This window comes from Pseudomonas sp. P4_D7, assembly GCF_056401755.1.
Window position 1 is genome coordinate 141,880 of the sequence record NZ_JBFUIR010000003.1, and the last position, 14,909, is coordinate 156,788.

Genomic DNA, 14,909 nt, shown 5'->3' on the forward strand with positions numbered 1-14,909 from the left:
ACCCCGCCGAGCGTGTTAACATCCGCGCTTTTTGCAAGATCGACCCGTTGAGAGCTGAACACTGATGGCCACCAGATCCGTTGTACTCGATACCGAAACCACCGGCATGCCGGTGACCGATGGTCACCGGATCATTGAAATCGGTTGTGTCGAACTGATCGGTCGGCGCCTGACGGGCCGGCATTTTCACGTTTACCTGCAGCCGGATCGCGAGAGTGATGAAGGCGCCATCGGCGTCCACGGCATCACCAACGAATTCCTCGTCGGCAAGCCGCGCTTTGCCGAAGTGGCCGATGAGTTCTTCGAGTTCATCAAAGGCGCGCAGCTGATCATCCACAACGCGGCGTTCGACGTTGGCTTCATCAACAACGAATTCGCCCTGATGGGTCAGCACGATCGCGCTGACATCACCCAGCACTGCTCAATCCTCGACACCCTGATGATGGCTCGGGAACGTCACCCGGGGCAGCGCAACAGCCTCGATGCGTTGTGCAAACGTTATGGCGTCGACAACTCCGGCCGTGAACTGCACGGCGCCTTGCTCGACTCGGAGATTCTCGCCGACGTCTACCTGACCATGACCGGTGGCCAGACCAGCCTGTCACTGGCCGGCAACGCTTCCGACGGCAATGGCACGGGCGAGGGCGCGGACAACTCGGCGACCGAGATTCGCCGCTTGCCGGCTGATCGTCAGCCAGCGCGGATCATTCGTGCAACCGAAGAGGAACTGGCGGCGCATCTGGTGCGGCTGGAAATTATTGCCAAGTCCGCCGGTGGCCCGGCGATGTGGACGCAGATCGCGGAAGCTGACGCCCAGGCTTGAAGATCAACGGATCGGACGATCTTTGCTTTTGGCGGCATGAAGCCAACTGGCCACCCTCGCCACATTCGCTGCAACCCTCTACCCTGAGTGCATTGGCCGATTCAATTCGGCCGCCTCAGGACACTGAGCCTCATGTACAAAGATTTGAAGTTTCCGGTGTTGATCGTTCATCGCGACATCAAGGCCGACACGGTCGCCGGTGACCGTGTCCGTGGCATCGCCCAAGAGTTGGAGCAGGAAGGTTTCAGTATCGTGTCGGCCACCGACTACGCCGAAGGGCGGTTGGTCGCGTCGACCCATCATGGTCTGGCGTGCATGCTGATTGCCGCCGAGGACGCCAGCACCCACTCGCATCTGTTGCAGAACATGGCCGAGCTGATCGGTCTGGCGCGGGTACGCGCACCGGATCTGCCGATCTTTGCCCTCGGCGAGCAAGTTACCCTGGAAAACGCGCCGGCCGATGCCATGGCCGAGCTCAATCAACTGCGCGGCATTCTCTATCTGTTCGAAGACACCGTACCGTTCCTCGCCCGGCAAGTGGCCCGTGCGGCGCGCAAGTACCTCGATGGTTTGTTGCCACCGTTTTTCAAGGCGTTGGTGCAGCACACCGCCGACTCCAATTATTCCTGGCACACCCCTGGCCATGGCGGCGGTGTGGCGTATCACAAGAGTCCGGTCGGGCAGGCGTTTCACCAGTTCTTCGGTGAAAATACCCTGCGTTCGGATTTGTCGGTGTCGGTGCCGGAGCTCGGGTCGCTGCTCGATCACACCGGGCCGCTCGCCGAAGCCGAAGCGCGCGCCGCGCGCAATTTCGGCGCCGATCACACCTTTTTCGTGATCAATGGCACCTCGACCGCCAACAAGATTGTCTGGCATTCGATGGTCGCGCGCGACGATCTAGTGCTGGTTGACCGCAATTGCCACAAGTCGGTGTTGCACGCGATCATCATGACCGGGGCGATCCCGCTGTATCTGTGCCCTGAGCGTAATGAGCTGGGGATCATCGGCCCGATCCCGCTGAGCGAATTCAGCCGCGAGTCGATTCAGGCCAAGATCGACGCCAGCCCGCTGACCAAGGGCCGCGCGCCGAAAGTCAAACTCGCCGTGGTCACCAATTCGACTTACGACGGTCTCTGTTACAACGCCGAGCTGATCAAGCAAAGTCTCGGCAACAGCGTCGAGGTGCTGCATTTCGACGAGGCCTGGTACGCCTATGCGGCGTTTCACGAATTCTTCGCCGGGCGCTACGGCATGGCCACCTCGCGCAGCGAAGACAGCCCGCTGGTATTCACCACGCATTCCACGCACAAACTGCTCGCCGCCTTCAGTCAGGCCTCGATGATTCATGTGCAGGACGGCGGTGCGCGGCAACTGGACCGTGACCGTTTCAATGAAGCGTTCATGATGCACATCTCGACTTCACCGCAGTACAGCATCATCGCCTCGCTCGACGTTGCCTCGGCAATGATGGAAGGCCCGGCCGGGCATTCGCTGTTGCAGGAAACCTTTGACGAAGCGCTGAGCTTCCGTCGCGCGCTGGCCAATCTGCGGCAGCACATCGCCGCTGATGACTGGTGGTTTTCGATCTGGCAGCCGCCGGGTGTCGAGGGCATCGACCGCGTGCAGACCGAAGACTGGTTATTGCAACCGGATGCCGAGTGGCATGGTTTTGGGGAGGTCAGCGACGATTACGTGTTGCTCGATCCGATCAAAGTCACGCTGGTCATGCCGGGGTTGAACGCCGGCGGCGCGCTGAGCGAGAAGGGCATCCCGGCGGCGGTAGTCAGTAAATTCCTCTGGGAGCGGGGGCTGGTGGTGGAGAAGACGGGTCTGTATTCATTTCTGGTGCTGTTCTCCATGGGCATTACCAAAGGCAAATGGAGCACGCTGCTCACCGAGTTGCTGGAATTCAAACGCAGCTACGACGCCAATGTGCGCCTCGACACCTGCCTGCCGTGTGTTGCTCAGCAAGACATCGTGCGTTATCGCGGCATGGGCCTGCGGGATTTGTGTGATCAACTGCACGCCTGTTACCGCAGCAATGCCACGGCCAAACACCTCAAGCGCATGTACACCGTGCTCCCGGAAATTGCCATGAAACCGGCGCACGCCTACGATCATCTGGTGCGTGGCGAAGTCGAGGCGGTGCCGATCGATGAGCTGGAAGGGCGCATCGCCGCGGTGATGCTGGTGCCGTATCCGCCGGGGATTCCGCTGATCATGCCCGGCGAACGCTTTACCGAGTCGACACGCTCGATCATTGATTACCTGAAATTTGCTCGCACGTTCGATAGCAGCTTCCCCGGTTTTGTCGCGGATGTGCATGGATTGCAGCACGAAGATGAAGGCAATGGGCGGCAATACACCGTCGATTGCGTCAAGGAATGAGGACTTTTCCCAGTATGCAACCGGTCATGAATCCGAAATACCCAGGGCTGTCGGTGCGTGTCGCCGATGAAGGCTTTGCGCCGTATATCTGGGGCAGCGACTTCAGTTTCGAGGTCGCCGCCTATGGCGCTGCCGTGATCGGAGAGCCTGTCGAGCAATGGCGGGTGACGCCGATCGTGCCGTACCGCAAGTGCTACGGCATCGATCCGGAAGAGTTCAGCGCCTTTCATAACGCGCCGGACAGCGCGATTTTCATGGCGTATCTGGATGATCAGCCGGTCGGCCATCTGGTGATCAGTACCAACTGGAACGGCTTCGCCCATATCGATGAGCTGGCGGTGCATGCGCCGGCGCGGCGCCATGGCGTGGCCAAGGCGTTGCTCGATGTCGCGCAGTTCTGGAGTCGCAAGAAAAAACTGCCGGGGATCATGCTCGAAACCCAGAACAACAACCTCGGCGCTTGTCGGTTGTATGAGCGTTGCGGCTACGTGATTGGCGGCGTGGACCAGTTGCGCTATCGCGGAATTGATCCGAACACCGCCGAAGTGGCGCTGTTCTGGTATCGATTGTTCGATAATCCGCTGGAAAACCCGCTCAGCTCGCCAGCATCGCCTCGGCTTGTTCCGTGATGATCGCCAGTAACGTCTGAATCGCCGATGCCGGCGCGGTGTGCTTGAACGTCAGGGCATAGAGGCTGATCGGCACGGCCGGCGACAGCGGGCAGACATCCAGCCCTGCCGGACGCGCGCCCAGTGCGGTGAACGGATCGACGATGGCCAGGCCTTCGCCGGCCTCGACCATGCTGCGCATCATCTGATGGGTTTGTACGCGGGTCTGGATGCTCGGTGCCGGGCGCAACGCCTGGAGTTTGTTTTCCAGCGCCGGGCTCAGCGGGTCCTGGCCTTCGAGGCCGACCATGGCCTGGCCAGCGAGATCCTGCAGGGAAATGTATTTCTGTTTCGGTTGCAGCCAGCCATGGGGGGCGAGCAGTTGCAGCTTGCCCTGGGCCAATGACCGGCAATCAATGTCGGGGTGTTCGGGATCGTGCAGGCTCAAGCCGAGATCGCTTTCACGTAACAACAGGCTGCGGACGATATCGCGGGTTGGCGCGCTGAGCAGGCTGCACGGTGCATCGGGCAGGCGTCGGCGCAGGGCGGCAAGGCTTTGTGGCAGTAATTGTTGCGCCAGCGGCGGGGTGCCGATGATGCGCAAGGGTGGGGCGAGGTATTGCTTGAGGCTGCTGGCCAGACGCTGCACCGGCTCCAGCGCTTCATAAACGTGGGCGATTTCGACCTGCAATGCCCGCGCTTCAGGGGTCGATTGCAGGCGCCCGCGCACGCTGGCGAACAGCATGAACCCCAGCTGACTCTCGGCTTCACGCAAACGCTCTTCGACCTCGGCCAGCGGCAACTCCAGCCATTCGGCGGCAGTGCCCAGGTGACCGGTCTGCAAGAGCGCCTGAATCACTTCGATATGACGTAAACGCATGCGTGAAGTCCATGTTCAGCAGGTGGGGTCAGTGGCTGAATCCTACCCCAACTCTGCGCATATGACTTCTGCTCATAACGGCCAGTTATGAAGCGACGGTGGTCTCAGGCTCTCGGGTCAGGGTGATGCCTGACTGAACCAGGAGAAACTCATTGTCGTTGACCTTGTTGACGCGATCGCCAATGGCCAGTTTGTAAATCGGCTCCGAGCCAGTGGAACCGTCTGCCGACGGGTTGGATTCCTGGAACTCATGCACGGAATAAACGCGGCCTTCCGCATCTCTTGCATGGAACTGACCGACCAGTACTGCTGCCATCTGCTTAGAACCTCTGGAGATAAAACGCTTGATTTGCGGCTTGGTAGACCGCCATCAAGGCCTGTAAGTTTTCCTACAGGAAAAAAATAATCAGCGCGCGGGAATTTCCCATTGTGTGCTGGTGGAATCGTCACCGGATCATCTATAACTAGTGGCTCCTCCCACGGACCATCGAGAGTTCTTCCATGAGCAATGTCTACAACGTCGCTGTAGTGGTCGGTAGCCTGCGCAAAGCTTCGATCAATCGCAAAGTCGCCCTGGCACTGGCGGAGCTGGCCCCGGCGAACCTCAAGCTTGAGATTGTCGAAATTGGCGATCTGCCACTGTATAACGAAGACATCGACGGCGATTCACCGCCGGCAGCCTACAGCACTTTCAGGCAAAAAGTGGGTTCTTCCGACGCGGTGCTGTTTGTCACGCCCGAGTACAACCGTTCGGTGCCGGCGCCGTTGAAGAATGCCATCGATGTTGGCTCGCGGCCTTATGGCAAGGCTGTCTGGAGTGGCAAACCGGGGGCGGTGATCAGTGTATCGCCGGGTGCGATCGGTGGTTTCGGGGCGAACCAGCATCTGCGCCAGTCGTTCGTGTTTCTCAATGTGCCGTGCATGCAGCAGCCGGAAGCGTATCTGGGCGGCGCGGGTTCGGCGTTTGATGAGGCGGGCAAGTTGAGCGAGTCGGTGAAACCTTTTCTGCAAAGCTTTATCAATGCCTACGGACAATTCGTAGAGCAACACAAAAAATAAGCTCACCGAAATCCCTGGCACAACAGACATCCTGTGGGAGCGAGCTTGCTCGCGAAGAGGCCATCAGCCACACATCATGGGTGACTGACAGTCCGTCTTCGCGAGCAAGCTCGCTCCCACAGGTTTTAGTGTTTAGCTCTTCTACTTAATTTAAGGCTGTTGCGGATGCTCGCTGCGTCACTGATTTTCCTGCTGACCATTACCCTTGTCATCTGGCAACCCAAAGGCCTTGGCGTCGGCTGGAGTGCGACGCTTGGCGCGGTGTTGGCGCTGATCTTCGGCGTCGTCCACCTCAGCGACATTCCGCTGGTGTGGCAGATCATCTGGAACGCCACCGGCACCTTTGTCGCGCTGATAATCATCAGCCTGTTGCTCGACGAAGCCGGGTTCTTCAACTGGGCCGCGTTGCACGTGGCGCGTTGGGGGCGAGGCAGTGGGCGCAAGCTGTTTGCCTTTATGGTGCTGCTTGGCGCATTGGTGTCGGCGTTGTTTGCCAATGACGGTGCAGCGCTGATCCTCACGCCGATCGTGATTTCGATGTTGCTGGCGCTACGGTTTTCCCCGGCGGCGACGTTGGCGTTCGTCATGGGCGCGGGTTTTATTGCCGACACGGCGAGCCTGCCGCTGGTGGTATCGAACCTGGTCAACATTGTTTCGGCAGACTTCTTCCACATCGGCTTCAACCGCTACGCAGCGGTGATGGTGCCGGTCAACTTCGTCAGCGTGGCGGCGACGCTGGGCATGCTGCTGTGGTTTTTCCGCCGCGATATTCCCTCGGCGTACGACCCTGAGCAACTCGAACATCCTGAAACCGCGATCCACGATAAAGCCACGTTCTACGCCGGTTGGGCGGTGTTGGTGATTCTGCTGATCGGCTGCTTTGCGCTGGAGCCGCTGGGCATTCCGATCAGTGCGATATCTGCCGTGTGCGCCGCGCTGTTGCTGGGCATCGCCGCCCGCGGCCACAAGATTTCCACGCGCAAGGTGATGAAAGAGGCACCGTGGCAGATCGTGATTTTCTCGTTGGGCATGTATCTGGTCGTGTATGGCCTGCGCAATGCCGGGCTGACCGGGTATCTGGCCGGTTGGCTGGATGTCTTTGCCGGTCATGGCGTTTGGGGCGCGGCAATGGGCACGGGTGTGCTGACCGCGTTGCTGTCATCGATCATGAACAATTTGCCGACGGTGTTGATTGGTTTGTTGTCGATTGATGCCAGTCAGGCCAGCGGAGTGGTCAAGGAAGCGATGATCTATGCCAACGTGATTGGCAGTGACCTGGGGCCGAAGATCACGCCGATTGGCAGCCTGGCCACGTTGTTGTGGCTGCATGTGCTGGAGCGCAAGGGGATTCATATTGGCTGGGGCTATTACTTCCGGGTCGGGATTGTGTTGACGGTGCCGGTGTTGTTGGTGACGTTGGCGGCTTTGGCTTTGCGGCTTTCACTTTAGACCGAGGTGACCCCATCGCGAGCAGGCTCACTCCTACAGGGGAATGCATTCCAAATGTGGGAGCGAGCTTGCTCGCGAAGGCGTCATATCAAACACCAACAAACTCAGGCCTGGCCCGGGACATTCGGCCAAAGATCCGACACCAGAAACAACCGCTCAGCCTCTTCCCATTCCCCCTGCGCGTTCTCGGTCAGGCGCACCATCAGCTGTGCCGGGGCCAGCGGCTCAAGATCCTCCAGCCACATGCGTAAATGCTCCATGGTCCACGTCTGGTCCGCCGGATAATGCGCCGGTGCCAGCCAGGCGTGGCGGGGCAGGGGTTGCCAGCGTCCCGCCGGACGTTGAGCGACGAATGCCGGCCAATCCTTCTGATGCAACCAACTGCCGCGCAAATGCTGCGGGTGCGCACCGCTCGGTGATCCAGCCGGCCCGGGCCACGGATACAACAAGTAACCACCGAGCCACAGCTGCGCGCTGAACACCTCGATATCCAGCGCCGCCAGCACTTCGCGACTTTCCGGGCGCGCCGAGATCGGCAATTGATGCTCGGCCAGATGCGCCAGTTTGCGATCCAGCCGATCATGACAGCCCGGGCCTAGCCACTGCGCGGGATCACGACCGTCGCCATTTTGCGGGCCGAGATAAAGCTTGATCGCCAGTTCCAGGTGATGCACGCCGTCGCGGTCACGCAACAGCATGTCCAGCTCGCCGAGGGTGTGGCCCTCGCGGCGGATCGGCAGGTTGGCGGCGATCAGCTCAATGCCCGGCGCATGCTCCACGGCAAACTGCCACAGCCGTTCGTAATACAGGCCCAGACGCCGCGTGCGCGCCTGCGACAGCCAATGCAACAAGCCATAACTGTCGCGGTCGAGCTGGCGCAACCAGTGCTCCAGCCGCTGCGGGTCATGCACCCAATCGCTGCCCGCCAGCGGATGACGCTGCGGCCATGGCGTGGTGGCGAGCATCGGCGGGGCGAGGATCACCCACGCCAGATCCCGCACTTCCGGGTGGCGTAATTGGTGGGGCAACTGAAGCAAATCGGGAAACAGGATCATCTTGCGAGCATAGCCTGAAACATGAGCGCACCCTTGAGGCTGAAAGGATTTTGTCTAACCGGCGCTTTCGCCCATAATCGTGCTTTTCGCGTTTTCGATTGTCCGCAGAGGTCCCATGGAGCAATTTCGTAATATCGGCATCATCGGTCGCCTGGGCAGTTCCCAGGTGCTGGATACCGTCCGCCGACTGAAACGGTTTCTGCTCGATCGTCACCTGCATGTGATCCTCGAAGACACCATCGCCGAAGTCCTGCCGGGCCACGGTTTGCAAACCTCGTCGCGCAAAATGCTCGGCGAAGTCTGCGACATGGTCATCGTCGTCGGCGGTGACGGCAGCCTGCTCGGCGCCGCACGAGCGCTGGCCAAACACAATATTCCGGTGCTGGGGATCAACCGTGGCAGCCTCGGCTTCCTCACCGACATTCGCCCGGACGAGCTGGAAGTCGAAGTCGCCAAGGTGCTCGACGGCCACTATCTGGTGGAAAACCGCTTCCTGCTGCAAGCCGAAGTGCGCCGCCACGCCGAGGCCATTGGTCAGGGCGATGCGCTCAACGACGTGGTGCTGCACCCCGGCAAATCGACCCGGATGATCGAGTTCGAGCTGTACATCGACGGTCAGTTCGTCTGCAGCCAGAAAGCCGACGGCCTGATTGTCGCGACGCCGACCGGTTCCACCGCGTATGCGCTGTCTGCCGGCGGGCCGATCATGCATCCCAAGCTCGATGCCATTGTGATTGTGCCGATGTACCCCCATATGTTGTCGAGCAGGCCAATTGTGGTCGATGGCAACAGTGAGCTGAAAATCGTCGTGTCGAAAAACATGCAGATTTACCCGCAAGTCTCCTGCGATGGGCAGAACCACTTCACCTGCGCGCCGGGCGACACCATCACCGTCAGCAAGAAAGCACAGAAGCTGCGGCTGATTCATCCGCTCGACCACAACTACTACGAAGTCTGCCGCACCAAGCTCGGCTGGGGCAGCAAGTTGGGTGGTGGAGGCGACTGATGCTCGATCCCGCGCGCAGTTATGACCTGATTGGTGACGTGCACGGATGCGCCCTGACCCTTGAACACTTGCTGGACCGTCTCGGTTATCACAAGCAGGGCGGGGTCTGGCGGCATCCATCGCGCATGGCCGTGTTCGTCGGCGACATCATCGACCGTGGCCCGCGCATCCGCGAGGCGCTGCACATCGTCCACGACATGGTCGAGGCCGGTCAGGCCTTGTGCATCATGGGCAACCACGAATTCAACGCATTGGGCTGGAGCACGCCGGCGCCGCCAGGCAGTGGCAAGCAGTTCGTTCGCGAACACACGCCGCGCCACGCGCGTCTGCTGCACGAAACCCTGACCCAGTTCGAAGACCATCCCGGTGACTGGCACGATTTCCAGCGCTGGTTCTATGAGTTGCCGCTGTTTGTCGACGCCGGCCGCTTCCGCGTCGTGCATGCCTGTTGGGATGCCGGCCTGATCGAGCCGTTGCGCGCGCTGTTCCCCAATGGCTGTATCGACGAACACTTCCTCCAGGCTTCGGCGGTGCCGGACAGCTTTGCCTGCACCGTGTTCGACCGTCTGTTGCGCGGCACCGACATGCGCCTGCCGGATGGTCTGACCATGACCAGCGGCGATGGTCTGGTGCGGTCGTTCTTCCGCACCAAGTTCTGGGAAGACGATCCGAAGACTTACGGCGATATCGTTTTCCAGCCTGATGCACTGCCAGATCCGGTGGCGCAGAAGCCGCTGACGTCCAGCGAAAAAAACAACCTGCTGCGCTACGGCGTCGACGAGCCACTGCTGTTCGTCGGCCATTACTGGCGCAGCGGCAAACCAGCGCCGATCCGCCCGAACCTCGCGTGCCTGGATTACAGCGCGGTGCTTTACGGCAAACTGGTCGCCTATCGTCTGGATCAGGAAACACGTCTGGATCCGCATAAATTTGTCTGGGTCGATGTCGAGCGGCCGGAGGTGCTGCAATGAGTGCGGTAGCGGTATTGCGTCTGCCGTTGGCGGTGGATTTGAGTGGTTTCGTCAAACTGCTGCAACGCATGCAGGTCCCGCATCGGGTCAGCGAAGAGGCGGGCGAGCAGGTGTTGTGGGCGCCGGCGGAAATCAGCGAAGACGTGCGCTCCTTGTACGAACGCTTCCCGGCGGGCGATCCCGAGCAAACACTGGACATCCCCGTCGCGCAGACCTTCAAGCGGCCGAGCTTCGCCGAGCAACTGAAATACGCCAAGGCCACCGGGTTCATCCTGTTGTTGTGCCTGATCGTTGGCGGGCTGACCTACCTTGGTGAAAACCTGCAAACCCTGCGCTGGCTGACCTTCCTCGATTTTCAAGTTGTAGGCGAGTACATCCATTTCACGCCATTGGCCGACAGCCTGGCGGCAGGGCAGTGGTGGCGTCTGGTCACGCCGATGCTGATCCACTTCGGCATCCTCCATCTGGCCATGAACGGCATGTGGTATTGGGAGCTGGGCCGGCGTATCGAGTCGCGTCAGGGCAGTATCAACCTGATCGGCCTGACGCTGCTGTTCAGCCTGGTGTCCAACTACGCGCAATTTGCCTGGAGCGGCGCGACGTTGTTCGGCGGTCTGTCCGGCGTGCTGTACGGTTTGCTTGGACATTGCTGGATCTTCCAGCTGCTGGCGCCGAACCCGGCCTATCGCCTGCCGCGTGGCGTGCTGGTGATGATGCTGGTGTGGTTGCTGGTGTGCATGTCCGGGCTGATCTCGATGATCGGTTTCGGCGAAATCGCCAACGCCGCCCACGTCGGCGGGTTACTCATCGGATGCTTCACCGGTTTGTTGGGCGGTTTGTATAACCGCCGTAAACTGGCCGCCTGAAATTTTCAGTAGATAAAGAGCACGGAGACCCTGATGTCCTCTTTTAACGACATGATCAACAACATCACCCCGGACATCTACGAGAGCCTGAAACTGGCCGTGGAAATCGGTAAGTGGTCCGACGGTGGCAAGCTCACCGCCGAACAGCGCGAGCTGTCGTTGCAGGCGATGATCGCCTGGGAAATCCAGAACCTGCCTGAAGACCAGCGCACCGGTTACATGGGCCCGCAGGAATGTGCATCGAAGTCGATCGAAGTGCCGAACATTCTGTTCAAATCGGATGCCATCCATTGATCGAGATTGGCCGCGGTGCAATCAGCAAAATGTCGGCGCGCCTGGACGGGCCGAACGTGCAATACGCGTTTCGTCTGGATGACGTCGAGGTGCCGGTCAACCCGTTGATCGGCAGCACGGTGCGTCTGGAATACCTGGGGGCGATTCACTGCACCCATTGCGGGCGCAAGACCAAAACCAGTTTCAGTCAGGGTTACTGCTACCCGTGCATGACCAAACTGGCGCAGTGCGACCTGTGCATCATGAGCCCGGAGCGCTGCCACTATGACGCCGGCACCTGCCGCGAGCCGGAGTGGGGCGAGAAATTCTGCATGACCGACCATGTGGTTTACCTGTCCAATTCGTCGGGGATCAAGGTTGGCATCACTCGTGCTACGCAACTGCCGACTCGCTGGATAGATCAGGGCGCATGTCAGGCATTGCCGATCATGCGCGTCTCGACACGGCAGCAATCGGGCTTCGTTGAAGACCTGTTCCGCAGTCAGGTCGCGGATAAAACCAACTGGCGCGCGCTGCTCAAGGGCGATGCGGCGGCGGTCGATCTGGCGCAGGTACGTGATCAGTTATTCGAAAGCTGCGCCGAAGGCCTGCAAGGTTTGCAGGAGCGATTCGGCCTACAGGCTATTCAGACGATTGCCGAGGTAGAACCGCTGGAAATCCGCTATCCGGTCGAGCAATACCCGGCCAAAATCGTCAGCTTCAACCTGGACAAGAACCCGATTGCCGAAGGCACGCTGCTGGGGATCAAGGGCCAGTACCTGATCTTCGACACCGGCGTGATCAATATTCGCAAGTACACGGCTTATCAGCTCGCCGTGCATCAATAAGGACGCCAGCATGCGCACCGAACAACCGAAGATGATTTACCTGAAGGACTATCAGGCGCCCGAGTACCTGATCGACGAAACACACCTGACCTTCGAGTTGTTCGAGGATCACAGCCTGGTCCACGCGCAGTTGGTCATGCGCCGCAATCCGGCACGTGGCCCGGGCCTGCCGCCGCTGGTGCTCGATGGCCAGCAGCTGGAGTTGCTCTCGGTAACGCTAGCGGATCAGGAACTGTCTGACGGCGACTACCAGCTCACCGAAAACCACCTGACCCTGCAGCCGACCAGCGAAAGCTTCACGGTCGACACCAGCGTGAAGATCCATCCGGAAACCAACACCGCACTGGAAGGCTTGTACAAGTCCGGCACGATGTTCTGCACCCAGTGCGAGGCCGAAGGTTTCCGCAAGATCACCTATTACCTCGACCGTCCGGACGTGATGAGCAAGTTCACCACCACCGTGGTCGCCGAACAGCACAGCTATCCGGTGCTGCTCTCCAACGGCAACCCGATTGCCAGTGGCCCGGGCGAAGACGGCCGGCACTGGGCAACCTGGGAAGACCCGTTCATGAAACCGGCGTACCTGTTTGCGTTGGTGGCCGGTGATTTGTGGTGCGTTGAAGACAGCTTCACCACCATGACCAACCGCGATGTTGCACTGCGCATTTACGTCGAGCCGGAAAACATCGACAAGTGCCAGCACGCGATGAACAGCCTGAAGAAGTCGATGCGCTGGGACGAAGAGGTTTACGGTCGCGAGTACGATCTGGACATCTTCATGATCGTCGCCGTCAACGACTTCAACATGGGCGCAATGGAGAACAAGGGCCTCAACATCTTCAACTCCAGCGCCGTACTGGCCCGCGCCGAAACCGCGACCGACGCCGCGCACCAGCGCGTTGAAGCGATCGTCGCCCACGAATATTTCCACAACTGGTCGGGCAACCGCGTGACTTGCCGCGACTGGTTCCAGCTGTCGCTGAAAGAAGGTTTCACCGTATTCCGTGACTCGGGCTTCTCTGCTGACATGAACTCGGCCACGGTCAAGCGCATTCAGGACGTGGCTTATCTGCGCACCCACCAGTTCGCCGAAGATGCCGGCCCGATGGCCCACGCTGTGCGCCCGGACAGCTTTATCGAAATCTCCAACTTCTACACCCTGACCGTGTACGAGAAGGGTTCGGAAGTGGTTGGCATGATCCACACCTTGCTCGGTGCCGAAGGCTTCCGTAAGGGCAGCGATCTGTACTTCGATCGCCATGACGGCCAAGCGGTGACCTGCGACGACTTCATCAAAGCGATGGAAGACGCCAACGGTGTCGACCTGAGCCAGTTCAAGCGCTGGTACAGCCAGGCCGGCACGCCGCGTCTGGCGGTGAGCGAGTCTTACGACGCTGCCGCAAAAACCTACAGCCTGACCTTCCGCCAGAGCTGCCCGGAAACCCCGGATAAAGTTGAAAAACTGCCGTTCGTGATTCCGGTCGAACTCGGCCTGCTCGACAGCCAAGGTAACGAAATTGCCTTGCGTCTGAGCGGCGAAGCATCGGCGCAAGGCCCCACCCGCGTGATCTCGGTGACCGAAGCCGAACAGACTTTCACCTTCGTCGACATCGCCGAACAGCCGCTGCCATCGCTGCTGCGCGGCTTCTCCGCGCCGGTGAAACTGAGCTTCCCCTACAACCGCGATCAGCTGATGTTCCTGATGCAGCACGACAGCGACGGCTTCAACCGCTGGGATGCTGGTCAGCAACTGTCGGTGCAAGTCCTGCAGGAATTGATCGGCCAGCAACAGAAAGGCGAGAGCCTGAAGCTCGACCCGCGTCTGGTCTCGGCGCTGCGTACGGTGCTGTCGGATGAGTCGCTGGATCAGGCCATGGTCGCAGAAATGCTCTCGTTGCCGGGTGAGGCGTACCTCACTGAAATCAGCGAAGTGGCTGACGTCGACGCGATCCATATCGCCCGAGAGTTCGCTCGTCAGCAACTGGCGGAAGGTCTGTTCGAAGCGCTGTGGCTGCGGTATCAGGCCAACCGTGATCTGTCGAAGCAAACCCCGTATGTGGCCGAAGCCGAGCATTTCGCCCGTCGCGCGCTGCAGAATATCGCGCTGTCGTACCTGATGCTCAGTGGCAAGCCGGAAGTACTTGCGGCGGCGCTGGAACAGTTCGAAACAGCCGACAATATGACCGAGCGCCTGACCGCGCTGGCGGTGTTGGTCAATTCGCCGTTCGAAGAGCAGAAAGCCTTGGCGCTGGCCAGTTTCGCCGAGCACTTCAAGGACAATCCGCTGGTGATGGATCAGTGGTTCAGCGTGCAGGCCGGCAGCACCTTGCCGGGCGGTCTGGAACGGGTGAAAGCGTTGATGCAACACCCGGCGTTCAACATCAAGAACCCGAACAAGGTGCGTGCACTGGTCGGCGCGTTTGCCGGGCAGAACCTGATCAACTTCCACGCGGCGGACGGTTCCGGTTATCGCTTCCTCGCGGATCTGGTGATTGAGTTGAACGGCTTCAACCCGCAGATCGCTTCGCGCCAACTGGCGCCGCTGACTCGCTGGCGTAAATACGACGGTGCGCGTCAGGCGCTGATGAAGGCTGAGCTGGAGCGGATTCGGGCGTCTGGGCAGTTGTCGAGTGATGTGTATGAGGTGGTGAGCAAGAGCCTGGCTTGATGGTGTATTGGCGTC

Annotated in this window: 14 protein-coding genes; 11 read left to right on the forward strand and 3 right to left on the reverse strand. The window is 60.1% G+C overall.

Annotated elements, in window-relative coordinates:
* Positions 1 to 64: 64 nt before the first annotated feature.
* The 3 genes from dnaQ to AC1DVF_RS03825 all read left to right on the forward strand — a co-directional run bounded on the left by dnaQ (position 65) and on the right by AC1DVF_RS03825 (position 3,840).
* Positions 65 to 823 carry a DNA polymerase III subunit epsilon gene (dnaQ, locus tag AC1DVF_RS03815; protein ID WP_093430720.1) on the forward strand — a complete coding sequence of 253 codons (759 nt, stop codon included), beginning with the start codon at positions 65 to 67 and terminating at the stop codon, positions 821 to 823.
* A gap of 132 nt (positions 824 to 955) precedes the next feature.
* Positions 956 to 3,211 carry an Orn/Lys/Arg family decarboxylase gene (locus tag AC1DVF_RS03820; protein WP_477782029.1) on the forward strand — a complete coding sequence of 752 codons (2,256 nt, stop codon included), beginning with the start codon at positions 956 to 958 and terminating at the stop codon, positions 3,209 to 3,211.
* Positions 3,212 to 3,225: 14 nt separating this feature from the next.
* The gene (locus AC1DVF_RS03825; protein WP_477782030.1) at positions 3,226 to 3,840 is read left to right on the forward strand and encodes a GNAT family N-acetyltransferase; all 615 of its coding nucleotides are present in this window, start codon (positions 3,226 to 3,228) and stop codon (positions 3,838 to 3,840) included.
* Here AC1DVF_RS03825 and AC1DVF_RS03830 read toward each other — a convergent pair.
* A complete protein-coding gene (locus tag AC1DVF_RS03830; protein WP_477782031.1) occupies positions 3,806 to 4,699 on the reverse strand; it encodes a LysR substrate-binding domain-containing protein in 894 nt (297 codons plus the stop codon). The genes AC1DVF_RS03825 and AC1DVF_RS03830 overlap by 35 nt on opposite strands.
* A gap of 85 nt (positions 4,700 to 4,784) precedes the next feature.
* On the reverse strand, positions 4,785 to 5,015 hold the full coding sequence (locus AC1DVF_RS03835; RefSeq protein ID WP_093430724.1) for a hypothetical protein: 231 nt from the start codon (positions 5,013 to 5,015) through the stop codon (positions 4,785 to 4,787).
* 185 nt (positions 5,016 to 5,200) lie between these two features.
* Here AC1DVF_RS03835 and AC1DVF_RS03840 point away from each other — a divergent pair, with 185 nt between their 5' ends.
* Complete coding sequence (locus AC1DVF_RS03840) at positions 5,201 to 5,758, forward strand: NADPH-dependent FMN reductase (RefSeq protein WP_038366013.1); 558 nt, start codon at positions 5,201 to 5,203, stop codon at positions 5,756 to 5,758.
* A gap of 165 nt (positions 5,759 to 5,923) precedes the next feature.
* Positions 5,924 to 7,207, forward strand: coding sequence for an arsenic transporter (locus AC1DVF_RS03845; protein WP_099756505.1), 1,284 nt, complete (start codon positions 5,924 to 5,926; stop codon positions 7,205 to 7,207).
* A gap of 104 nt (positions 7,208 to 7,311) precedes the next feature.
* Here AC1DVF_RS03845 and AC1DVF_RS03850 read toward each other — a convergent pair whose 3' ends face one another.
* Complete coding sequence (locus AC1DVF_RS03850; protein ID WP_093430726.1) at positions 7,312 to 8,262, reverse strand: DUF1853 family protein; 951 nt, start codon at positions 8,260 to 8,262, stop codon at positions 7,312 to 7,314.
* A 115-nt stretch (positions 8,263 to 8,377) separates the two neighbouring features.
* On the opposite strand from AC1DVF_RS03850, the gene AC1DVF_RS03855 reads away from it, so the two are divergent.
* From AC1DVF_RS03855 to pepN, 6 genes are read left to right on the forward strand one after another with little or no spacing between them, the layout of a single operon-like run.
* Positions 8,378 to 9,268 (forward strand): NAD(+) kinase, encoded by an 891-nt coding sequence (locus AC1DVF_RS03855; protein ID WP_003224174.1) that lies wholly within the window; start codon positions 8,378 to 8,380, stop codon positions 9,266 to 9,268.
* Positions 9,268 to 10,239 (forward strand): metallophosphoesterase, encoded by a 972-nt coding sequence (locus AC1DVF_RS03860; RefSeq protein ID WP_093430727.1) that lies wholly within the window; start codon positions 9,268 to 9,270, stop codon positions 10,237 to 10,239. Before AC1DVF_RS03855 ends, AC1DVF_RS03860 begins: the two co-directional genes overlap by 1 nt.
* The gene (locus AC1DVF_RS03865) at positions 10,236 to 11,105 is read left to right on the forward strand and encodes a rhomboid family intramembrane serine protease (RefSeq protein WP_460091226.1); all 870 of its coding nucleotides are present in this window, start codon (positions 10,236 to 10,238) and stop codon (positions 11,103 to 11,105) included. The genes AC1DVF_RS03860 and AC1DVF_RS03865 overlap by 4 nt, the downstream gene beginning before the upstream one ends.
* Before the next feature lie 33 nt (positions 11,106 to 11,138).
* Positions 11,139 to 11,399 carry a YeaC family protein gene (locus AC1DVF_RS03870; RefSeq protein WP_007919229.1) on the forward strand — a complete coding sequence of 87 codons (261 nt, stop codon included), beginning with the start codon at positions 11,139 to 11,141 and terminating at the stop codon, positions 11,397 to 11,399.
* Positions 11,396 to 12,226 carry a DUF2797 domain-containing protein gene (locus AC1DVF_RS03875; RefSeq protein ID WP_476336244.1) on the forward strand — a complete coding sequence of 277 codons (831 nt, stop codon included), beginning with the start codon at positions 11,396 to 11,398 and terminating at the stop codon, positions 12,224 to 12,226. Before AC1DVF_RS03870 ends, AC1DVF_RS03875 begins: the two co-directional genes overlap by 4 nt.
* 10 nt (positions 12,227 to 12,236) lie before the next feature.
* A complete protein-coding gene (gene pepN, locus AC1DVF_RS03880; RefSeq protein ID WP_477782032.1) occupies positions 12,237 to 14,894 on the forward strand; it encodes an aminopeptidase N in 2,658 nt (885 codons plus the stop codon).
* Positions 14,895 to 14,909: the final 15 nt, after the last annotated feature.